Below are 18209 nucleotides of genomic sequence, written 5' to 3'. Positions count from 1 at the left end.
GGCGCACCTGGGTGACCATGCCCGACATTGCATCCACCACCATCGCCAACAGGCAACCGATTATTGGTTCGCTGAGCTGCCAGGCTTCAAGAAACCTTCCATGAACTCGCAGCCGGCCTGGACATCTCAATCTCCACCGCGAGCCGCCATGGGACGGTGCTCCCCATGCCGGACTCATCGTCTCCAAACGCAGCGGTGGATCCGTCGTCCATACCTGACCCCGCTCGGTTCTGCTCTCGTGCGCGGATGAGCTGCCGGAGTTCGTGATGACGTGAACCAAGCCAAACGTTGCCGCACCGGAGGACAACTGTCCTGTCCGACTGAAACTTGCGAGAGGCGGGTCGGCTGATCTGCGATTCGCGACCTTGGGTGGGGCCGGCGAGTGCTGGCCGTCTCGCTACAGGTTGCATATCGGCGGCTCGTCGGACTCCGAAGCACCACGCCGGAGAGTGGAACCCGGCGCCCACTCGACGCGACAGTCGGACCGCCGGCCTGCCCCGGCTCCGGAGAGGCCGCACCACACAGGACCCTCGTCAAGAAACCGACGAAAGCTCATGAACGATCGAGGTTAGGCTCGCTGAAGTGGCCCGAGGGTTATGGGCGTTGACGTGCAGGAGGAGGGGGGAGCCGATGGACGGACCTAGCCTCCGGGTGACCAATGACAGATTGACCGACCTCGCCAATGACCTCGACGACATGCAGGACTACCTGAACAAACAGGTCAAGCGCATGGACGAGATCGTCGACGTCATCGAGTCAGGCTGGCGCGGTCCCGCGGCCAAGGCCTACCGGGCCCTCCACCGGGGCGCCGCGGAGGATGCCGTTCGCATCCGTGAGGTCATGAAGGTGCTCGAACAGGCAGTTCGTCTGAGCCGGGACGGCTTCACAAAACAGGAGTTGGACATCATGGAGCGCTTCCGGCGAATCCAGAGCTCGGTCGATGTGGCCGCCGAGGCGAATGCCCTCTCCACACCGAACCCGGACGCCGCGGTGCCAGCTCCGCCGAAGCCGCAGAGCCGTATCAGCGACTTGTGATATCAGGGGGACACATGTCGTCGGATGACGACCACATAGCCGTCGATTTCGCGACCTTGCGGAATCTTTCCGCCGATCTCAAGGACATACTCAATAAGCTGAACGAGAAGCTGGACCTGCTGTATCCGCGGGTGGAAAAGGTCGTTCTGACCTGGGAAGGCGAGGCGCGACAGGCCTTTGTCGACGAGCTCGACAAGTGGGATCTGTCCGCGCAGGATCTGGAGGCGGCGCAGGCCTGGCTCCAAGAGGTTGTGGTCAATGGCCACATCAATTACGCGGCAGCGCACCAGGCTGTGCTGCGTGGCTGGGGGGCGGCCTGATGGCAGGTCCGCCGCCGCCGTCACCGTCGCAGAACGGGGCCTTCGACATCCAGCCCACGCACGTCTACCACGCCTCCGACCTGGTACGGGACGGCCAGTACGCGCACGACGGGCGAGGAGTGACGCTGGTCGACGCGCTGAACAAGTACACCCAGTCGGCCGGTACCGGCAGCGGCGCGGACTCGTTCGCCGACGCCTATAAGCAGGTGGTGGAGAAGTTCCTGGAGGCCTGGGGAAAGGGAGTGGTGAGCATCGGTGGAGCCGCTGTCGGGCTGACCGTCACCGCGAACAACTACGACCAGGCGGACTGGGACGCACGTGGCCGGAAGGGCCGGCAGCCGGTGAAGAAGCCGGAGCCCGTCGTCATCAACAAGATCCCGCCCTACGGGCCTGTCAACGACATCAAGTGGACGGGCACCGGCGAGGACGCCGACTCATGGGCGATCTCCGGCGTCATGGGTGAGTTCCCGGACTTCCTGGCGGACGTCATCAGGCCGGCGGTCGAGCACGGACTTCGTCTCGGTAAGGTCCACGAGATCACTCCTGGCGCCAAAGCGGAGGACCTGCGGGGGATGGCCGTGGCATGGCGGGCCGTCGCCAAGGACGCGAAAAAATCTGCCGACGAGTTGACCGATTCCATCGCCTATCTCACGGATCCGCAGGGAAACAGTGAGTGGCAGGGGGCGATGAGGGCGTTCTGCCAGACGATCTGGGGCACCACTGAATGGGGGCGCACCCGCGACGAGGACGGGTTGCGGGCGCCGCGGGGGCGCAGTTGGAAGACCAGCCGCGGAACTGCCCCCGATGGGCGCCGGCCCATCATCGAAGTGCTTCAGAAGACTGCGGACGCAGTTCAGGAGATCCTCGACCATCTGGCTGATGTCGCTGACAAGACCCGCGGGATGACGACGAAGTACGGCAAGGAGGCAGGGGAGGCGACGTTCAAGGACCTGACGACTGGCCTCGACCTGTGGGAGCTGACCAGGCTCGCGGCGACCATGGCGTTCATTGAGATCGTCACCACCTTCCGGTCCCACATGGACAAGACCGGAATGAACGCGGAGGTCGAGAATTACCATCGTGAGTTCAACGAGGCCGCCACGAAGCTGAACAAGCTCAAGCCGGAGCTGGATGTGGCGCTGCGCAGCGCACCCACGTTCCAGGCGGAGCAAGCACGGGCCCAGGCCTTCGGCGCCAGGTCACTCAACGAGTTCAAGAAGGAACATAGTTGGCAGCGTGACGAGAGTCAGGCTCCCTATGTGTACTCCCTGGACCTGGCGACGAACGAAGAGCTCAGCGGCGGCCATACCATCGACAAGCATGTGGGCAAGACAGACACTCAGTTGCTCCAGCGCCTGGAGGACCAAGCCAACGGGGCGGGCAGGCCCAGCATTCCTGCGGCGTCGAGCTTCCCGGACCTGGAGTCGGCGCAGAGATACACGCAGTACTGCATCCGTTCCAACACCACGGAAATTCAGGACTGGTTGAAGAATCCGCCGCCCTCCAAGCCTTCGAAAGTGTTCGACGTCAGTTCGGTGCCGAGCCAAGGTCCGATGGCCGGACAGGCGGTGACAGGGCGGGTCTCGGACGTGGTCAACGACCAGGCAACTCCGGTCAAGGATGCGCATGGGGTGGCGACGCGGCTCAAGTACGACCCGAACCTCGATCCGCCTTTCGTTGTCGTGACGTCGATGCCTAAATAATGGAGCGATGATGAGAGATATCGATGCAGAGGCTTGGGCGGACGCGCTGGAGCTGTTCTATCGCTATACGTTTGTCGCTGTCACGCGGCGCGAGCACCAGGAGTGGTGGTACGACGTTGCGTCGATCATGCGGGGCGAGGCACAGGACCCCCGGGGATGGCAGTCGCTTGACACGGACAGGGACGAGGACGAGCGCCGGGACGACCCGGGGTTCCCCTTCGCACCGCCTCCGGCGACAGCGGAGGACGTGGAGTCGTGTCGGCGGCGGGTGACCGAGCTCCCGCGGAGTTCTGTCGAAACGCTGCTGGTTACGCTGGCGACCAATTGGCTGGACGTCTCGCGAGAGTGGGAGTTCGACCGACGCAGACCCGAGATGGAGCGCCGGGCTCATGTCGTTCTGTCGCGATTCCCGGCCGAGAGCCGGTTCTATTCGAACATCGGGTGGAAGGGTGAGAGTCCGGACTTCTACGCTCAGCCCGTCAGGTCGACCGATCCGTTCAGCCGGTACGACTGGGATGCCGGCCTGATCGCCGTCTCTGATACCGAGGTCGGCCTCGTCTGGTCGTTCGACGCCACCTGAACCGCCCACCGAACCGAGGACGCCGTGCTCACCCGATCCGCCACCTACCCCGACCGGGAAACCGCCCAATGGGCCACCCAGCAGGTCGTCACCGGCAACGAACAGGCCATCCACCGCTGGCTGGCGCAGGGCACCCGGCCCCGCCTCGCCATCGAGGCCGCCTGGCCGTCCCGTTCCGAGCCGGTCGGCCGGGTACTGCTGCAGGCCATGGCGCTCGCCGGGCGGGAGCCTGTTGACGTGCGGGCCGCGCGGGTGGTGCTCAGGCGCGAGCCGACGAGCCCACACGGGTTCGTTGTGCACGCCACCTTCCCGATCTACCCGTAGAGGCCGAACGCCGTGTCCATGAAGCCGCTCGAATTCGACCGCCGCTACGGCGAGTTGGACCAAGTGATCAACGCGTACGTCGCCGAGCCGGCCGATGATGATCCTGAGAGGCCGAGCCGCGCCCTTCAGGCGTATCTGCGCCACACCTGGCACTCGCGTCCCTGGGCCCTGTCCGTCGCGGAGCAGCAGATCCGCGACTACGCGCGCAATCCCCCCGGCCGGTTGCGGCTGCGGCTAGGCGAGTTCTACCCGGTCCCGGATGTCGGCCGGCCCGAGTCCGAGATCCAGGACTGGCTCCTCGTACTCGCCGACCACATCAAGCGCAGCATCGAGGAAGGCGAGGTCCCGCCCCCGTCGGCGGTGCCCGAAACGCACTGGGAGTGGCATGCCCGCTTTCCCGAACTGGCCCAGTTCCTGGGCGGCTGGTTCTCGCAGGACATGCCGGACGAGTTCGCCGACCACGACGCGGCCGTCCAGGACTACGACACGGCGACAGACCGCACCCTCGTGGCGCGCCTCGTCGGCGAACTGCACGAGCTGCTCGCCCTGCGCCTCGAGGAGGCCGATTACGCCTTGGCCGTAGGTGAGCTGGGGATGGAGGTCGATCCGCCGACGCCATACACACCGGGCGCTTGGCTCGCGCTGGTGGCGGACCGGCTCGGCGGCTTCCGGGCGGACTACGGACAGTCGGGGGCCGATGGCTGAGTTGGTGCCCACAGGGCGTGGTCCCTCGCTGACCGCGTCCACCTGGTGCAGGAGTTCGAGACGCTCCAGCCCGTCGGCTTCGAAGGTGTCGAAGGCCCAGCTGGTGAGTGCCTCCAGAGCGCGGGGGGCCACTCCCCGCCCGCGAGCGTGCGCCGCGGTCCAGTAGCCCACCTCGGCCGCCGGTTTGCCGGAGGTGACTTCCTTGAGGATCACGTTGCCCACCAACTGTTCGCGAACTGAACCGGGTTGTGCCGCAAGGACGGCAAAGCCGAACCGGTCCCCCGCTGCCCAGCCCCGCTGCTGGTCCTGCACCCACCGTGCCCCCTCAGCATCGTTGTCCACGACAGAGCTCGCCCACTGGAGCAATGCGGGATCCCGGCTCACCTCGACCAATGCGGCAACGTCCTCCATGCGCCAGGGGCGAAGAACGAGAGCGGGAGAGGCCGACGTCGCGGCCACCTGAAGTACGACGGGGGCATTCATAAACCGATCATGTGCGGCGGCGTTTTCACCCGACGCCGGCCGCGTCCGGCCCATGCCGCCTTGCGACCGCCCCGTCATTGCTGTGTCCGGACGCGCAGAGCCTGGACGGACCAGTCGAGCACTGGAGCCAGACTCTCCGGGGCCGGCCAGCCGTTGACCACTGCGAGCAGCTGGAGGTATCGCTCCCTGCGGGGGTCGTTCACGCTCTCCAGCCGAGTCGCCAGCCGGCGGCGAAGCTCGACGTCGTCGGGGCGGCCGAGGAGGTGCGCGTAGTGCGCCGTGAACGCCGCGACGATCGGATCGGCCTGGGGCGAGGCCGGGTCGACGCCGGCGGTCAGGGCCGGGCCGGCCTGGTCACGGACGGCTGCGGCAATGTCGCGGCGCGGGCCCATCGTGTCGCTTCGGGCCTGCTCGGCTGCCTGGTCCTCGGCCATCCGCCGCACGACGGCGCGGAAATCCGGGTCCAGGGACATTTCGGCCAACTCCACCCACGCCTGGACCTGCTCCGCCTCCGGGTTGTCGGGCAGCTCGGGGGTCATCGAGCGCATGACCCCCGCGAATGCGGGGGCGGCGTCAAGACCGCCGAAGACGGCGTCGAGGAAATCGCCGATCAGACGTCGGCGTTCGTCCTCGGAGAGCTGGGCCAGCCGGTGCATGAGTTCCGTCTCCTCAGGTGTGGACCCGCGCTCGGCCACCGCCGTCAGCACCGCGCGCCGCAGGCGCAGGACGCGGATCTGCACTGCCAGTGCTTCGGCGTGCGCCGCGGCGACCTCGCGAAGCGAGAGCTCGCGGTCCACGACCTTGCGGATCGTGGAAAGGTCCAGTCCCAGCTCGCGCAGGGTTCGCACGAGCTCCAGGCGTGCGACGGCGTCGATGTCGTAGAGGCGGTAGCCGGCCGGGCTGCGGTCCGTCGGCGCCACGATTCCGCGATCGGAGTAGAACCGAATGGTCTTGACCGTGAGACCGGTCCGCCGAGCGAGCTCGCCGATCGAGTAGAGCGTGTCGCCGTCCATGCCCCCACCTTGGTGTCTCCCCCTACTGGAGACTCAAGTCCCTTCGCCTGCCAGCAGGCAACCACTCCTCATCCACAAGTCTTGACAATTCCTCTTTCGTCGCTTCGGCACCCGACTTCGTGAGTGCTCCAGAACTCTCCTGGGTACTGCTACTCATCCGTCGCGCAATGCTGACGCCTACCGTCACATGCATGTTCAAGACCCCTGTACGTAGAGCCCGGGCCTCCGGGCGGCCCGTCCTGTACGCCGTCACAGGGCTCGTGATGGTGGCGCTGTCAGTCGCTGCCGTGGTGGCGGGGAACTTCGTGTGGAACGGCGCGCCGTATCCTTCGGCCGACCCCGACGCGGTCGCGCAACGGCTCAAGGACCGGTCCGACGGGGTGTACGACGGCTTCGCGCTGCCCGAAAAGTACGCAGCGGACTCGGGCAGGGTCGATACCGGTGCCTGTTACTACCGCGGGCTGAGGAGCATCGCCCACATTGACGAGGCACGAAGCGACGTCCGCAGCTTCCGACTCGATTGGAGCGTGCCCGACGTCCCCGAAGCCACCGCCCGAGACGCACAGCGGCGCGTGCGCCACCGGCTGGTGCAGCAGGGTTGGAAACTCACCCACGAAGGCGACCGTGCAGGGACAACCTTCCGCCAGCTGGGCTTCCGATTCGAAAACCCGGAAGGCGGCGACCAGGTCGGCGTTCAGTGGAACGACTCGACCACGACTCTGTTCATCAGCGTCTATGCCCCCTGTGGGCAGGTTCCCGACGGGTTCGTGGAGTACGGCTGGTCCGAGGCGGACTGGCAACCGAAAGAGCAAGCCGCTGGGCTTTGAAGGGCCCCTCCGCCCTTGAGGATTGGAAGCGATTCGTCACTCGGCCGGATTCGTTGGCAGAGCGGCTGACTTCATTGTCAAGGGACAGTTGTCCCGTCTCGAAAGATCTGGTTCCGAGTCGGACCGCTGACATGCGGCGACCAGCTCAGTTGAGACGTGGGGATACCGGGAATCTCGGGTGATGTGGTCCTGGGCGGGTGGACGCCGGATGCTGTCTCAGTTGATCTGGTCCGGCTCCGGTGGTCTGCGCCACAGCGCCCTGACAGGTCGGGGGCGGTTCTTCGTCCGCCCATAGGGACAGAACGAGGACACGTTCGCGGCCCCTCAGTCGAGACAGAACTCGTTGCCTTCGATGTCCTGCATCCCGATGCACGAATCGTTGCCGTCATACAGTAGTCGCACGCGTACCGCGCCGAGCGGGACCAGTCGTGCGCACTCGGCCTCGAGTGCGGCGAGGCGCTCTTCACCCACGAGCCCGGTGCCGACCCGCACGTCAAGATGCAGCCGATTCTTGACGGCCTTGCCTTCGGGAACGCGCTGGAAGTACAGTCGCGGGCCCACGCCCGAGGGATCAACGCAGGCGAACGCTGAACCCTGACGCTCAGGCGGCAGAGAGCGATCGTAATCGTCCCAAGTGGCAAACCCCTCCGGTGGCGGCGGTACGACGTACCCCAACACCTCGCACCAGAAACGAGCGACGCGCTCAGGTTCTGCGCAGTCGAAGGTGACCTGGAACTGCTTGATCGACGCCATCGGGCCACCGTAACGATCACCGCCGCACGGGTCGAGGTCTCGCGTGACATGAGTTGGTGACGCGCTGGGCCGGGTCGCATCCGGTCGTTGAATCTCGCCGGATTCAGCGAGCTCTGCACCGGGCAGCCGGAGAACTGTCACGGTCGAGGCAACGACCGGCTGTCAGGTGGTCGGAGCCCTCGAGGAACACGACGACTGCCGGTGACGCACCACAGGTCTGGCTCGGGTCCTCCACCCGCCTCCACCGCACCGTCGCACGCGTTGAGCAGGAACCCCGGCACCTGACCTACCGTCAGATTGAAACGTGTTCTAGTCTGCCGCTCATGCGCATCGGAATCGCTCACGAACAACGGGGGTTGGCCCGGTCCGTACGCGGCATGCCGGCGCGTGTCGTGCCTCCCGAGGGAACGCGGAAGGTTCTGCCCAGGTTTCTCGCCGCCGCCGCCACGGCCTGCTGCGCCGCGCCGGGCAGCGGGAGCTGGTCGGGGACCTCGCGGGCCTCACGGACGGGCGGTGGATCTGGGCGATCGCGCTCGGCGCCGGCAGCCTCACCGCCGCTCAACCCCGTCGCCGAGCGCATCATCGGCCTGCCCAGGACTGAGAGGAAGACATGAAGTCGTACATCGTCGGGGTCGGGACGACGAAATTCGAGAAGCCCGAGTCCAGGGACTGGCAGTACTGGGACATGGCGAAGGAGGCGGGGACGCGCGCGCTCGCCGACGCGGGGATCTCGTACGGCCTTGTCGAGCAGGTGCCTGTCGGGTACTGCTTCCAGGCGTCGACGGCGGGCCAGCGAGCCGCGTACGAACTCGGCCTGACCGGCGTGCCCGTCTACAACGTCAACAACAACTGCGCGACGGGGTCGACGGCCCTGATGATGGCGCGGCAGTTCGTCGAGGGCGGCATCAGCGACTGCGTACTCGCCCTGGGCTTCGAGAAGATGACCCGGGGCGCCTTGGGCGCGGGCTCGGACGGCGGGGCCCGTGGCGGAGCCGGCAATGTCGGCGGCACGACCTCGCCCGTCGCCCGCCACTACGGGTTGATGGCGGCCGCGCACGGCTTCGAGATGAGTCCGCCCACGGCCCAGATCTTCGGCAACGCCGCTCGCGAGCACATGGAGCGGTACGGCACCACCGAGGCGCAGCTCGCCGCCGTCGGCGCCAAGAACCACCGGCACTCGGCGAACAACCCCGACGCCCAGTTCCAGAACGTCTACTCGGTCGACGAGATCCTCGCCGCGAAGACGATCCACCGGCCGCTCACCAAGCTCCAGTGCTCGCCCACCTCCGACGGGTCGGCCGCCGCGGTCGTCGTCTCCGAGCGGTTCGTCGTCCGGCACGGGCTGCACGAGAAGGCCGTGGAGATCGCGGCCCAGACGATGACCACCGACACCGAGGAGTCCTTCGCCTCCGGCTCCTGCATCGATGTCGTCGGCAAGCCGATGTCACGGGCGGCGGGACGGCAGGTCTTCGCGGCCTCAGGGCTCGGCATCGAGGACGTCGACGTCATCGAGCTCCACGACTGCTTCTCCATCAACGAGCTGCTCACCTACGAGGCGCTGGGCATGTGCGCGGACGGCGAGTCGGGCAAGCTCGTGGAGAGCGGGGCGACGACGTACGGCGGCCGGTGGGTGGTCAACCCTTCCGGCGGTCTGATCTCCAAGGGGCATCCGCTGGGCGCGACCGGGCTGGCCCAAGCCGCCGAGTTGGTACGGCAGTTGAGGGGTGAAGCGGGCCCGCGGCAGATGGCGGGCGCGCGGGTGGGGCTCGCGCACAACATCGGGCTCGGCGGGGCGGCGGTGGTCACCCTGCTGCGGAAGTCCTAGGTCCAAAGGGCCCCGACCCATACATCGATGTCGGCATGTACGGACCACAGCATGGCTGAGACCATGACGCTCATGGTCCAAGCCCCGTCAGACGCCCCACAGTCCCGCACATCGGAGCCCATCGCCCCGTCCGCGCGTACCTGGGCGGTGATTCTCGCCGCGTGCGCCGGACAGTTCCTCGTCGTGCTCGACGTGTCCGTGGTCAATGTCGCGCTGCCCTCGATGCGCGCCGACCTCGGGCTCACCACGATCGGCCTGCAGTGGGTCCTGAACGCGTACTCCATCGCCTTCGCCGGGTTCATGCTGCTCGGCGGGCGGGCCGCGGACATCTTCGGCCGCAAGCTGATGTTCCTCGCCGGGCTCGGGCTGTTCACCGCTGCGTCCGTCGCGGGCGGGTTCGCGCAGGAGGGCTGGCAGCTGCTCGCCGCCCGCGCCGTACAGGGCCTGGGCGCGGCCGTGCTCGCGCCCGCGACCCTCACCATCGTGACCTCGGCCGTGCCGCCGGGCCCGGCGCGCACCCGGGCGATCGGCACCTGGACGGCGGTGGGCGCGGCGGGCGGCGCGGCCGGCGGACTCGTCGGCGGCGTTCTCACCGACCTGCTGTCCTGGCGCTGGGTGCTGCTGATCAATGTGCCGATCGGCGCGCTGGTCCTGGTCGCCGCGGCGATCTGGCTCACCGAGAGCCGGGAGGGCAAGGGCCGTCGGCTCGACCTGCCGGGCGCCGTGCTGGTCACGGGTGGCCTCGCGTCCTTCGCGTACGGCATCGTGCAGACCGAGGAGTCGGGCTGGACCGCGCCCGGCACGCTGCTCCCGCTGATCGGCGGGCTCGCGGTGCTGGCCCTCTTCGTGGCCGTGGAGGCGCGGACCGGTGCGCCGCTGATGCCGCTGAAGGTGTTCCGCTCGCGCGCGGTGACCGCGGCGAACGTGGCCATGTTCGTGTGCGGTTCGGCGTCGTTCGCCATGTGGTTCTTCATGACGGTGTACGCCCAGAACGTGCTGGGCTACCCGCCGCTGCAGGCGGGCCTGGCGCTCATCCCCAGCTCGGTCAGCGTCATCGTCGGCTCGAAACTCGCGCCCCGCCTGATGGTGCGGGCCGGAGCCAGGAATGTCGCGGTCATCGGCGCGCTGGTCGCCGCGACCGGGTTCGGCTGGCAGTCCACGATGACCGCGGACGGCACGTACCTCACTTCGATCCTGGGCCCCGGCATCCTGATGATGGCGGGCGCCGGCCTCGCGGCGACCCCACTCGCCGCCCTCGCCACATCATGCGCGGCGCCGGGCGACGCGGGCCTGGTCTCGGGCCTGGTCAACACCTCCCGCACGATGGGCGGCGCGCTGGGCCTCGCCGTCCTCTCCACGGTCGCCGCGGCCCGCACGGCGGGCGGCACGGACCCGGAGGCGCTGACCGCCGGTTACGCCCTGGCGTTCCGTACGGGGACCGGGGTGCTGCTGGCCGCGGCGGTGCTGATGCTGTTCTGGCTGCCGCGCCGGGCGGAGCCGTAACCGGCGGCTCCGGCCCCGGACCTCGCCCCCTTCCCGAACCGGGGGTAAGTCCCCGGACCCCCGTACTACGGGCGTAGGGGGAGTGTCCTCAATCTCCCCCCGGCGGGCTTGGATGTTCGGTCACAGCCAGCCCTGCTGACGCGCCGCTCGCACCGCCTCCATGCGGTTGCGCGTGCCCGTCTTGCCGATCGCCGACGACAGGTAGTTCCGTACGGTCGACTCGGACAGATGCAGCGCCGCGGCGATATCGGAGACCGTCGCACCGTCCACCGCGGCGTTCAGCACATCCCGTTCACGGGCGGTGAGCGGACTCGGCCCGGCGCTCAATGCGGCGGCGGCGAGCGCCGGGTCGATCACGGTCTCGCCGGTCAGCACCCGCCGGATCGCCACCGCCAGCTCCTCCACCGGCCCGTCCTTGACGAGGAAACCCGCGGCCCCCGCCTCCATGGCCCGCCGCAGATAGCCCGGTCGCCCAAAGGTCGTCAGGATCAACACCCGGCAGTCGGGCACCTCGTCCCGCAGATCGGCGGCGGCGTCCAGCCCGCTGCGCCCGGGCAGCTCGATGTCCAGCAGGGCCACATCGGGCCGTGAGGTGAGCGCCGCATCGACGATGGCATCGCCCCTGGCGACCTGGGCCACCACCTCCATGTCCGCCTCAAGGCCGAGCAGCAGCGCGAGCGCGCCGCGCATCATGCCCTGGTCCTCGGCGAGGAGGACACGTACGCACTTGGCGGGCCGGTGATCCTGGGGCATCTCTTCCACGGCCCAAGGGTATGGCGACGGTCCCACCTGCGGGTCATTCGGCGAGCAGGTCATTCGGTGTGCCGCGGACCCGCGGCCCCGGCCAGGTCCGCCGACTTCACCGAGTCCACCGGGAGTTCCGCGCGCACCCGGAAGCCGCCGCGCGTCGAGGGTCCCGCGTGCAGAGAGCCGCCCGCCGCCGCGAGGCGCTCCGTCAGACCCTTCAGGCCTGTGCCGTACGGAGCCGGGGCGGCGTCGGCGGGGGCGCCGCGGCCGTCGTCGGTGATCGTCAGGCGGACCCGTTCCGCGGTGCCCTCGACCGTGATCTCGCACTTCGTCGCGCCGCTGTGGCGTACGGCATTGGTCACCGCCTCCCTGACCACCCAGCCCAGCAGGGCAGCCGTCTGCGGCTCCGGCGGGGGGCCCGACCGGCGGACGACGGGCTCGATTTCGGCGGCGGTGAGCGCCGAGCGCGCCCGGTCGAGTTCCGTGGCGAGGCTGCCATCGCGGTAGCCCGTCACCGCTTCCCGGATCTCGGTCAGGGCCTGGCGGCCCACCGACTCGATATCGGTGATCTGGGCCAGCGCGGCGTCCATGTCGCGCGGGGCGAGGCGGCGCGCCGCCTCCGACTTGACCACGATGACCGAGAGGGTGTGGCCGAGCAGATCGTGCAGATCACGGGAGAAGCGCAGCCGCTCCTGCTCCACCGCTGAGCGGGCCAACTCCTCGCGAGTCTCGCGGAGTTCCTTGACGGTCTCCGACAGGGCGAGGATCGCGGCGGTCACCATGCAGGAGATGAAGGTCCCGTACGCGACATTGACGGCACCCCAGCCGTCCCGCAGCCCTGCGACGACACCCGCGAGGGCGCCCAGGCCGAGCGCGATCGGGCCGAGCCACCTGCCCCGCACGATCGATCCGGTGGCCAGGCCGAGCAGCATGAAGAAGAGCAGCCAGCTGCCCCCGTACGTGATGGCCAGTCCGCAGGTGATCACGGCCAGCGCGAGAAGCGCCCGGCGGGTGGAGGGGGCCTGGCGCGCCTTCTTGTCGAAGGCGCGGAACACCACATGGATGTAGAGGGAGTTGAAGGCCAGCAGACCTATCCCGCCGATCCAGGGATTGGGGGTCTTGCCCTGGAGGAGGTTGGAGAAGGCGCCCATGCCCATCAGCAGCCAGGGCAGCAGGGCGAAGCCGTTGGGCGGGCCCATCTGCTCGGGACCGGTCCTCCCGGGTCTCTTCCGCTCCCGCCACTTGGCCTTTTGTGCCTGCCAGTCGCCCTTCCACGCGCAGCCGCCCTTCCACGCGCAGTGGCCCTTCCTCGCGCCCATCGGCCTGATGTGGCGTTCGAACTTCCAGCGCATGGTCGCTCGCCCCCGTTACGCGGTCCGCCCGGCGCGGCGGTACGAGACCACAGCGTACGAGCCGAATATTCCCAGCCAGCCCAGCACCACAGCGACGGTGGTGAGCCCGGGCGCCGCGCCATGCGTGACCGACCAGCCGAGGTCGGCGAACCGGTTGGCCGGCGTGAACCGGGAGACCGAGCGCAGCCAGTCGGGGAAGGCGTCGATGGGGAACCACAGCCCGCCGACCACCGCGAGACCCATCAACGTAGCCACATTCACCACGCCCGTGGCCTGGGCGGTGAGCCGGTAGCCATTGCCGATGCCGAGCAGGGTGAAGGGGGTTGCGCCGGCCCAGAGCAGCAGGGTGAGCGCCGCCCACTGCCAGAGGTCCAGCCGCACGCCGTTGACCAGCCCGCCCGCTACGAGCACGGACAGGATCGCGGGGAGCACGGTCACCGAGCCGGTCAGCGCGCGGCCCACCACCACCTGGCGAGGGCTCATCGGGGTGATCCGCAACTGTCGCAGCCAGCCCAGCGTCCTGTCCTCGGCGATCCCGGTGCCCACGCTCATCGCCGCGCCGAGCGCGCCGTACGCGGCCATGCCGACCATGGACATGGCCTTCCAGCCGTCCACCTGGCCGGCTCCGCCGAGGTTGGTGAACAACAAATACATCAGTACGGGCATCCCGGCGCTGAAGATGACGAAGCCGGGGTCGCGCAAGGTCCGGCGCGTTTCGAGCTTGACGTACTCGGCGATCTTCGGCATCACATGGTCTCCTTGGCGCGGTCACGACTGTCGGTCAGGGCGAGGAACGCGTCCTCGAGCGTCGCTGGGGTGACTTCGAGGCCGCGGATCGCACCGAGTCCGGCGAGTGCGACGACCGTGGCGTCGGAGTCGGCCGTACGCAGCCGGGCCCGGTCCCCGCGGATCTCGACCGAGACGACGCCCGGAAGCAGGCCGAGACCCTCCCCGTCCCCTCCCGCCAGGTCGAAGGCGACGAGGCTGCTGCCGACCGACCGCTTGATCCGCTCGCCGCTGCCGTCGGCCACGATCCGGCCGTGGTCGACGACGACGATCCGGTCGGCGTTGCTGTCGGCCTCCTCCAGGTAGTGGGTGGAGAACAGGACCGTGTTGCCGCGCGAGGCGTACGCCCGCATCGACTTCCAGAAGGCGTGCCGCGCCTCGACGTCCAGCGCGGCGGTCGGCTCGTCGAGGACGATCAGCTCCGGGTTGCCGGCCAGCGCGACGGCGAAGCGGAGGCGCTGCACCTGGCCGCCGGAGAGCCTGTCGCCGCGGCGGTCCGCCGGCTCGGTGAGCCCGGCCAGCTCCAGAGCCTCGGCGACCGGCAGCGGTCGCGGGTAGGTGCGGGCCACGAAGGTGACCAGTTCGCGCACGGTCACCCGGGGGATCGGACGGCCGTCCTGGAGCATCGCGCCGACCAGACCGGCGGCGACGGCCTGCCCGGGGGCACGGCCGAAGATCCGGACCCGTCCGGCGTCGGGGTCGTTCAGGCCGAGCATCAGGCTGATGGCGGTGGACTTGCCCGCGCCGTTGCGGCCGAGCAGAGCGACCGTCTCGCCGCGCCGGATGCCGAGGTCTATGCCGTCGACGGCACGTACCGCGCCGAAGGCCTTGGCCGCCCCGGCGAAGCTCACCGCCGCCGACTCGCTCCCAGTTGTCTGCGTCTGCGTCATACGGATCACGCTATGGAGCGGGCGCAGGGCTCCGGCAGATGCGCACGTACGCACTCGGCGGTGACAAATGTCCCGGTGGCGCATGCCGTCGGCGGCCAGTGCTGACATGGAGTCAGCAGTCTTCACAAGTAATGGGGGCTGCGTTATACATAGGGGCCACCGACTCCTAGAACGCGTTCTAGAACTGGCCTGGGGCCGGTCCCGTACGACCTCGGTGCGGCCGACGGTGCGGACGGCCGCGCCGAGGTCTTCCACTCATCAAGGAGCAGCATCCTCATGCCCATCGATGCCGCCAAGGCCGTCGCCGCCGAGTCCCGCAGCGCCAGGATCAGCTGGGGCCACAAGGACGTCCAGCTCTACCACCTCGGCCTCGGCGCGGGCGTCCCCGCCACCGACCCCGACGAGCTCCGCTACACCCTCGAGTCGAAGCTCCATGTGCTGCCGAGCTTCGCCACCGTCGCGGGCTCGGGCCTGGGCGTCGTCAGCGGGCTCTTCGGACCCGGCCTCGACGTCGACCTGGCAGCCGTGCTGCACGGCGGGCAGAGCATTCGGCTGCACCGGCCGATCCCGGTCGAGGGCAGCGCCGTATCGACCTCCAAGGTCGCGGCCGTCTACGACAAGGGCAAGGCCGCGGTCCTCGTCCTGCGTACCGAAGCGGCCGACGACGAAGGCCCGTTGTGGACGAGCGACGCCCAGCTCTTCGTACGCGGAGAAGGCGGCTTCGGCGGCGACCGCGGGCCCTCGCCGCGCATCGAACTCCCCTCCCGCGAACCGGACAAGACCGTGGAGAAGACCGTCCGGGAGGACCAGGCACTCCTCTACCGGCTCTCCGGCGACTGGAACCCGCTGCACGCCGACCCCGAGTTCGCCGCGCTCGCCGGCTTCGACCGGCCCATCCTGCACGGGCTGTGCTCGTACGGCATGACGCTCAAGGCGGTCGTCGACACGCTGCTCGGCGGGAACGTCGGCCGTGTCCGTTCGTACACGACGCGCTTCGCCGGGGTCGCCTTCCCCGGCGAGAGCCTGCGTATCCGGATGTGGGCCGGCTCGCCGGAGTCCGACCGCGTCCAGGTGGCGGTGACCGCCGTCGAGAGGGACGACGCGCCGGTCCTCGCCGACACCATCGTTGAACACGCCTAGCCATCCGTACGAGAGGAGCCGCGCCGTGCGCGCAGCCGTACTGCACGAGACAGGGCAGGACAAGCTCGAGATCCTCGACGACGTCGAGGCGGTGGGCTTCGGCCCCGGCAAGGTCAGGATCCGGGTCCGGGCCACCGGACTGTGCCACTCCGACGTATCCGCGATGAACGGCGTGCTGCCGCAGCCCGCGCCCTTCGTCCCCGGGCACGAGGGCGCCGGCGAGATCATCGACGTCGGCGACGGCGTGAGTGGTCTCCAGCAGGGCGACCGGGTACTGCTGTGCTGGCTGCCCGCGTGCCGCGCCTGCCCGGCCTGCAAGCGCGGCCAGACCCAGCTGTGTCTGGCCGGCTTCATGAACGCCGGCACCCCCAACTTCAGGCGGCACGGCGCCGGCCCCTCTGATGTATTCGGCTTCGCAGGCACCGGCACCTTCACCGAGGAGGTCGTCGTCGACGCCGGGTGCGCCGTGCCGATCCCCGACGACGTGCCGTTCGACATCGCCGCGCTCATCGGCTGCGGAGTGACCACGGGTCTCGGCGCGGCCATCAACACCGCCGACGTGGCGGCCGGTTCGTCGGTCGCCGTCATAGGCTGCGGCGGCGTCGGGATCTCCGCGATCCAGGGCGCGCGGCTCAAGGGCGCGGCCCAGATCGTCGCCGTCGACCCGGTCGTCACCCGGCGCGAAGCCGCGCTCAGGTTCGGAGCCACCGAAGCCGTCTCGCCCGACGAACTGGCCGACGCCAAACAGCGCGTCACCGCGGGTGAGGGATTCGACTACGTCTTCGAGGTCGTCGGCAAGTCAGCCACCGCGCGCACGGCGTACGAGACGACCCGGCGCGGCGGCACCCTGTGCATCGTCGGCGCGGGCGCCATGGACGACTTCCTCCAGCTCAACATGTTCGAGCTGTTCTTCGACGAGAAGCGGATCCTGCCGTCGATGTACGGGGGCGGCGACGTGCTCACCTCGTACGAACGGGCCATCGCCCTGTGGCGGGCGGGCCGTATCGACCTCGAAGGGCTGATCACCCACCGGGTCCGGCTCGCGGAGGTCAACGACGCCCTGGCCCAGATGCGTACGGGCGAGGCGCTGCGCACCTGCATCGAGATCTGAAAGGGCCTTTGATGTCACTGCCACTTGAGGGCCTGTCCGCGATCGTCACCGGGGCGGGCCGTGGCCTCGGGCGCGCCGAAGCACTCGAACTCGCCCGTCTCGGCGCGGGCGTCGTCGTCAACGACTACGGCCTGCCCGGCCGGGACGGCTCGGGCGAGGCGTCCGCGACCCCGGCGGAGGAGGTCGCCGAGGAGATCCGCTCGACGGGCGGCTCCGCCACCGCCCACCACGGCGACGTCTCCGACTTCGCCCAGGCCCGCGACCTGGTCGAGCTGGCCGTCTCCACATACGGAAAGCTGGACATCCTGGTCAACAACGCGGGCATCCTGCGCGACCGGATGGTCTTCTCGATGAGCGAGAGCGAGTGGGACTCGGTGATCCGCGTCCACCTCAAGGGGCACTTCAACACCACCCACTTCGCGTCGGTGCACTGGCGCGAGCGCTCCAAGGCATCCGGAGCACCGGTCTACGGCCGGATCGTCAACACCTCCTCGGAGGCGTTCCTCGCGGGCTCGGCGGGCCAGCCGAACTACGCGGCGGCCAAGGGCGGCATCGTCGGCCTGACCACCTCCACGGCGCTGGCACTCGCCAAGTACGGGGTCACGGCCAATGTGATCTGCCCGCGCGCCAGGACGCGGATGACGCAGGATGTGTTCGCCGGCTTCGGGGAGCCGGCGGACGGCGGGCTGGACCCGTTGGCGCCGGAGCATGTCTCCCCGCTGGTGGGCTATCTGGCCTCGCCCGCGGCGGCGAAGGTCAACGGGCAGTTGCTGGTCGTGCACGGCGGGATGGTGGCGATCGTCGAACGCCCGAGGGTGGCCGCGAAGTTCGACACCTCGAAGGAGGCGTTCTCGTACGACGAACTGGATGCGGTGCTGACCCCGCACTACGCGGCCCGCCCGGCGAACGAGACGTTCGCGGCGGCGGAGGTACTGGGCCTGAAGCGGGGCTGACCGGGGCCGTCCGGCAGCCGGTCTGTTCTCGATCGCCGGACGGGCTGGAAGGTGACGCCCGGCGGGCTTGAGGATGAACGCTGGGCGGGCTTGGAAGTCAGCACCGGGGCAGGCTCGAGGGGCGCCGGGCCCTTGGAAGTGAGCGCCTGGGCGATTGAG

Annotated in this window: 18 protein-coding genes and 1 pseudogene; 12 read left to right on the top strand and 7 right to left on the bottom strand. The window is 69.1% G+C overall.

From position 1 onward, the window contains the following. Positions 1–630: 630 nt before the first annotated feature. The 6 genes from J7E87_RS32600 (at position 631) to J7E87_RS32575 (ending at position 4667) form a co-directional block, all read left to right on the top strand. Positions 631–1035: a WXG100 family type VII secretion target gene (locus tag J7E87_RS32600; protein WP_215098226.1), complete on the top strand. Its 405-nt coding sequence runs from the start codon at positions 631–633 to the stop codon at positions 1033–1035. A gap of 14 nt (positions 1036–1049) precedes the next feature. Beyond that, positions 1050–1355: a WXG100 family type VII secretion target gene (locus tag J7E87_RS32595; RefSeq protein WP_215098225.1), complete on the top strand. Its 306-nt coding sequence runs from the start codon at positions 1050–1052 to the stop codon at positions 1353–1355. A 119-nt stretch (positions 1356–1474) separates the two neighbouring features. Then, positions 1475–3058 carry an RNase A-like domain-containing protein gene (locus J7E87_RS32590; protein WP_215098224.1) on the top strand — a complete coding sequence of 528 codons (1584 nt, stop codon included), beginning with the start codon at positions 1475–1477 and terminating at the stop codon, positions 3056–3058. Between the two features lie 7 nt (positions 3059–3065). Next, positions 3066–3638 (top strand): hypothetical protein, encoded by a 573-nt coding sequence (locus J7E87_RS32585; protein WP_251018335.1) that lies wholly within the window; start codon positions 3066–3068, stop codon positions 3636–3638. Between the two features lie 24 nt (positions 3639–3662). After that, a complete protein-coding gene (locus tag J7E87_RS32580; RefSeq protein WP_215098223.1) occupies positions 3663–3962 on the top strand; it encodes an RNase A-like domain-containing protein in 300 nt (99 codons plus the stop codon). 12 nt (positions 3963–3974) lie between these two features. Continuing rightward, positions 3975–4667, top strand: coding sequence for a contact-dependent growth inhibition system immunity protein (locus tag J7E87_RS32575; RefSeq protein WP_215098222.1), 693 nt, complete (start codon positions 3975–3977; stop codon positions 4665–4667). Positions 4668–4703: 36 nt separating this feature from the next. Here the strand turns inward: J7E87_RS32575 and J7E87_RS32570 are convergent. Beyond that, positions 4704–5150 (bottom strand): annotated as a pseudogene (locus tag J7E87_RS32570) (GNAT family N-acetyltransferase); the annotation flags it as partial. Positions 5151–5224: 74 nt separating this feature from the next. After that, positions 5225–6163: a MerR family transcriptional regulator gene (locus J7E87_RS32565; protein ID WP_215098221.1), complete on the bottom strand. Its 939-nt coding sequence runs from the start codon at positions 6161–6163 to the stop codon at positions 5225–5227. Between the two features lie 191 nt (positions 6164–6354). Between J7E87_RS32565 and J7E87_RS32560 the strand changes: the two genes are divergently transcribed. Then, the gene (locus J7E87_RS32560; protein WP_215098220.1) at positions 6355–6990 is read left to right on the top strand and encodes a hypothetical protein; all 636 of its coding nucleotides are present in this window, start codon (positions 6355–6357) and stop codon (positions 6988–6990) included. Between the two features lie 324 nt (positions 6991–7314). On the opposite strand, the gene J7E87_RS32555 is transcribed toward J7E87_RS32560, so the two are convergent. Continuing rightward, the gene (locus tag J7E87_RS32555; RefSeq protein ID WP_215098219.1) at positions 7315–7743 is read right to left on the bottom strand and encodes a VOC family protein; all 429 of its coding nucleotides are present in this window, start codon (positions 7741–7743) and stop codon (positions 7315–7317) included. Between the two features lie 610 nt (positions 7744–8353). Here J7E87_RS32555 and J7E87_RS32550 point away from each other — a divergent pair. Then, positions 8354–9568: a lipid-transfer protein gene (locus J7E87_RS32550; protein WP_215098218.1), complete on the top strand. Its 1215-nt coding sequence runs from the start codon at positions 8354–8356 to the stop codon at positions 9566–9568. A 63-nt stretch (positions 9569–9631) separates the two neighbouring features. Further along, entirely contained in the window at positions 9632–11071 is a 1440-nt protein-coding gene (locus tag J7E87_RS32545; RefSeq protein WP_215098234.1) for an MFS transporter, read from the top strand. Positions 11072–11191: 120 nt separating this feature from the next. Here the strand turns inward: J7E87_RS32545 and J7E87_RS32540 are convergent, their stop codons facing one another. Genes J7E87_RS32540 through J7E87_RS32525 form a run of 4 tightly spaced genes read right to left on the bottom strand, consistent with a single transcriptional unit; the run spans position 11192 to position 14807 of the window. Continuing rightward, positions 11192–11824, bottom strand: coding sequence for a response regulator transcription factor (locus J7E87_RS32540; RefSeq protein ID WP_215098233.1), 633 nt, complete (start codon positions 11822–11824; stop codon positions 11192–11194). Between the two features lie 59 nt (positions 11825–11883). Then, on the bottom strand, positions 11884–13170 hold the full coding sequence (locus J7E87_RS32535; protein WP_374195250.1) for a sensor histidine kinase: 1287 nt from the start codon (positions 13168–13170) through the stop codon (positions 11884–11886). 15 nt (positions 13171–13185) lie between these two features. After that, positions 13186–13917, bottom strand: a complete 732-nt coding sequence (locus J7E87_RS32530) for an ABC transporter permease (RefSeq protein WP_251018333.1) — start codon at positions 13915–13917, stop codon at positions 13186–13188. Next, positions 13917–14807, bottom strand: coding sequence for an ABC transporter ATP-binding protein (locus J7E87_RS32525; protein ID WP_374195251.1), 891 nt, complete (start codon positions 14805–14807; stop codon positions 13917–13919). The genes J7E87_RS32530 and J7E87_RS32525 overlap by 1 nt, the downstream gene beginning before the upstream one ends. Before the next feature lie 315 nt (positions 14808–15122). Between J7E87_RS32525 and J7E87_RS32520 the strand changes: the two genes are divergently transcribed. The 3 genes from J7E87_RS32520 to J7E87_RS32510 are packed head-to-tail and all read left to right on the top strand — an operon-like array spanning position 15123 to position 18050. Then, positions 15123–15986 (top strand): MaoC/PaaZ C-terminal domain-containing protein, encoded by an 864-nt coding sequence (locus J7E87_RS32520; protein ID WP_215098216.1) that lies wholly within the window; start codon positions 15123–15125, stop codon positions 15984–15986. 25 nt (positions 15987–16011) lie between these two features. Then, positions 16012–17097: a Zn-dependent alcohol dehydrogenase gene (locus J7E87_RS32515; RefSeq protein WP_215098215.1), complete on the top strand. Its 1086-nt coding sequence runs from the start codon at positions 16012–16014 to the stop codon at positions 17095–17097. An 11-nt stretch (positions 17098–17108) separates the two neighbouring features. After that, a complete protein-coding gene (locus tag J7E87_RS32510) occupies positions 17109–18050 on the top strand; it encodes a 3-oxoacyl-ACP reductase (protein WP_215098214.1) in 942 nt (313 codons plus the stop codon). The last annotated feature ends 159 nt before the right edge of the window (positions 18051–18209 follow it).

Source organism: Streptomyces sp. ISL-1, assembly GCF_018614585.1.
Lineage (GTDB): Bacteria > Actinomycetota > Actinomycetes > Streptomycetales > Streptomycetaceae > Streptomyces > Streptomyces maoxianensis.
This window is presented reverse-complemented; position numbering and strand designations above follow the sequence as displayed.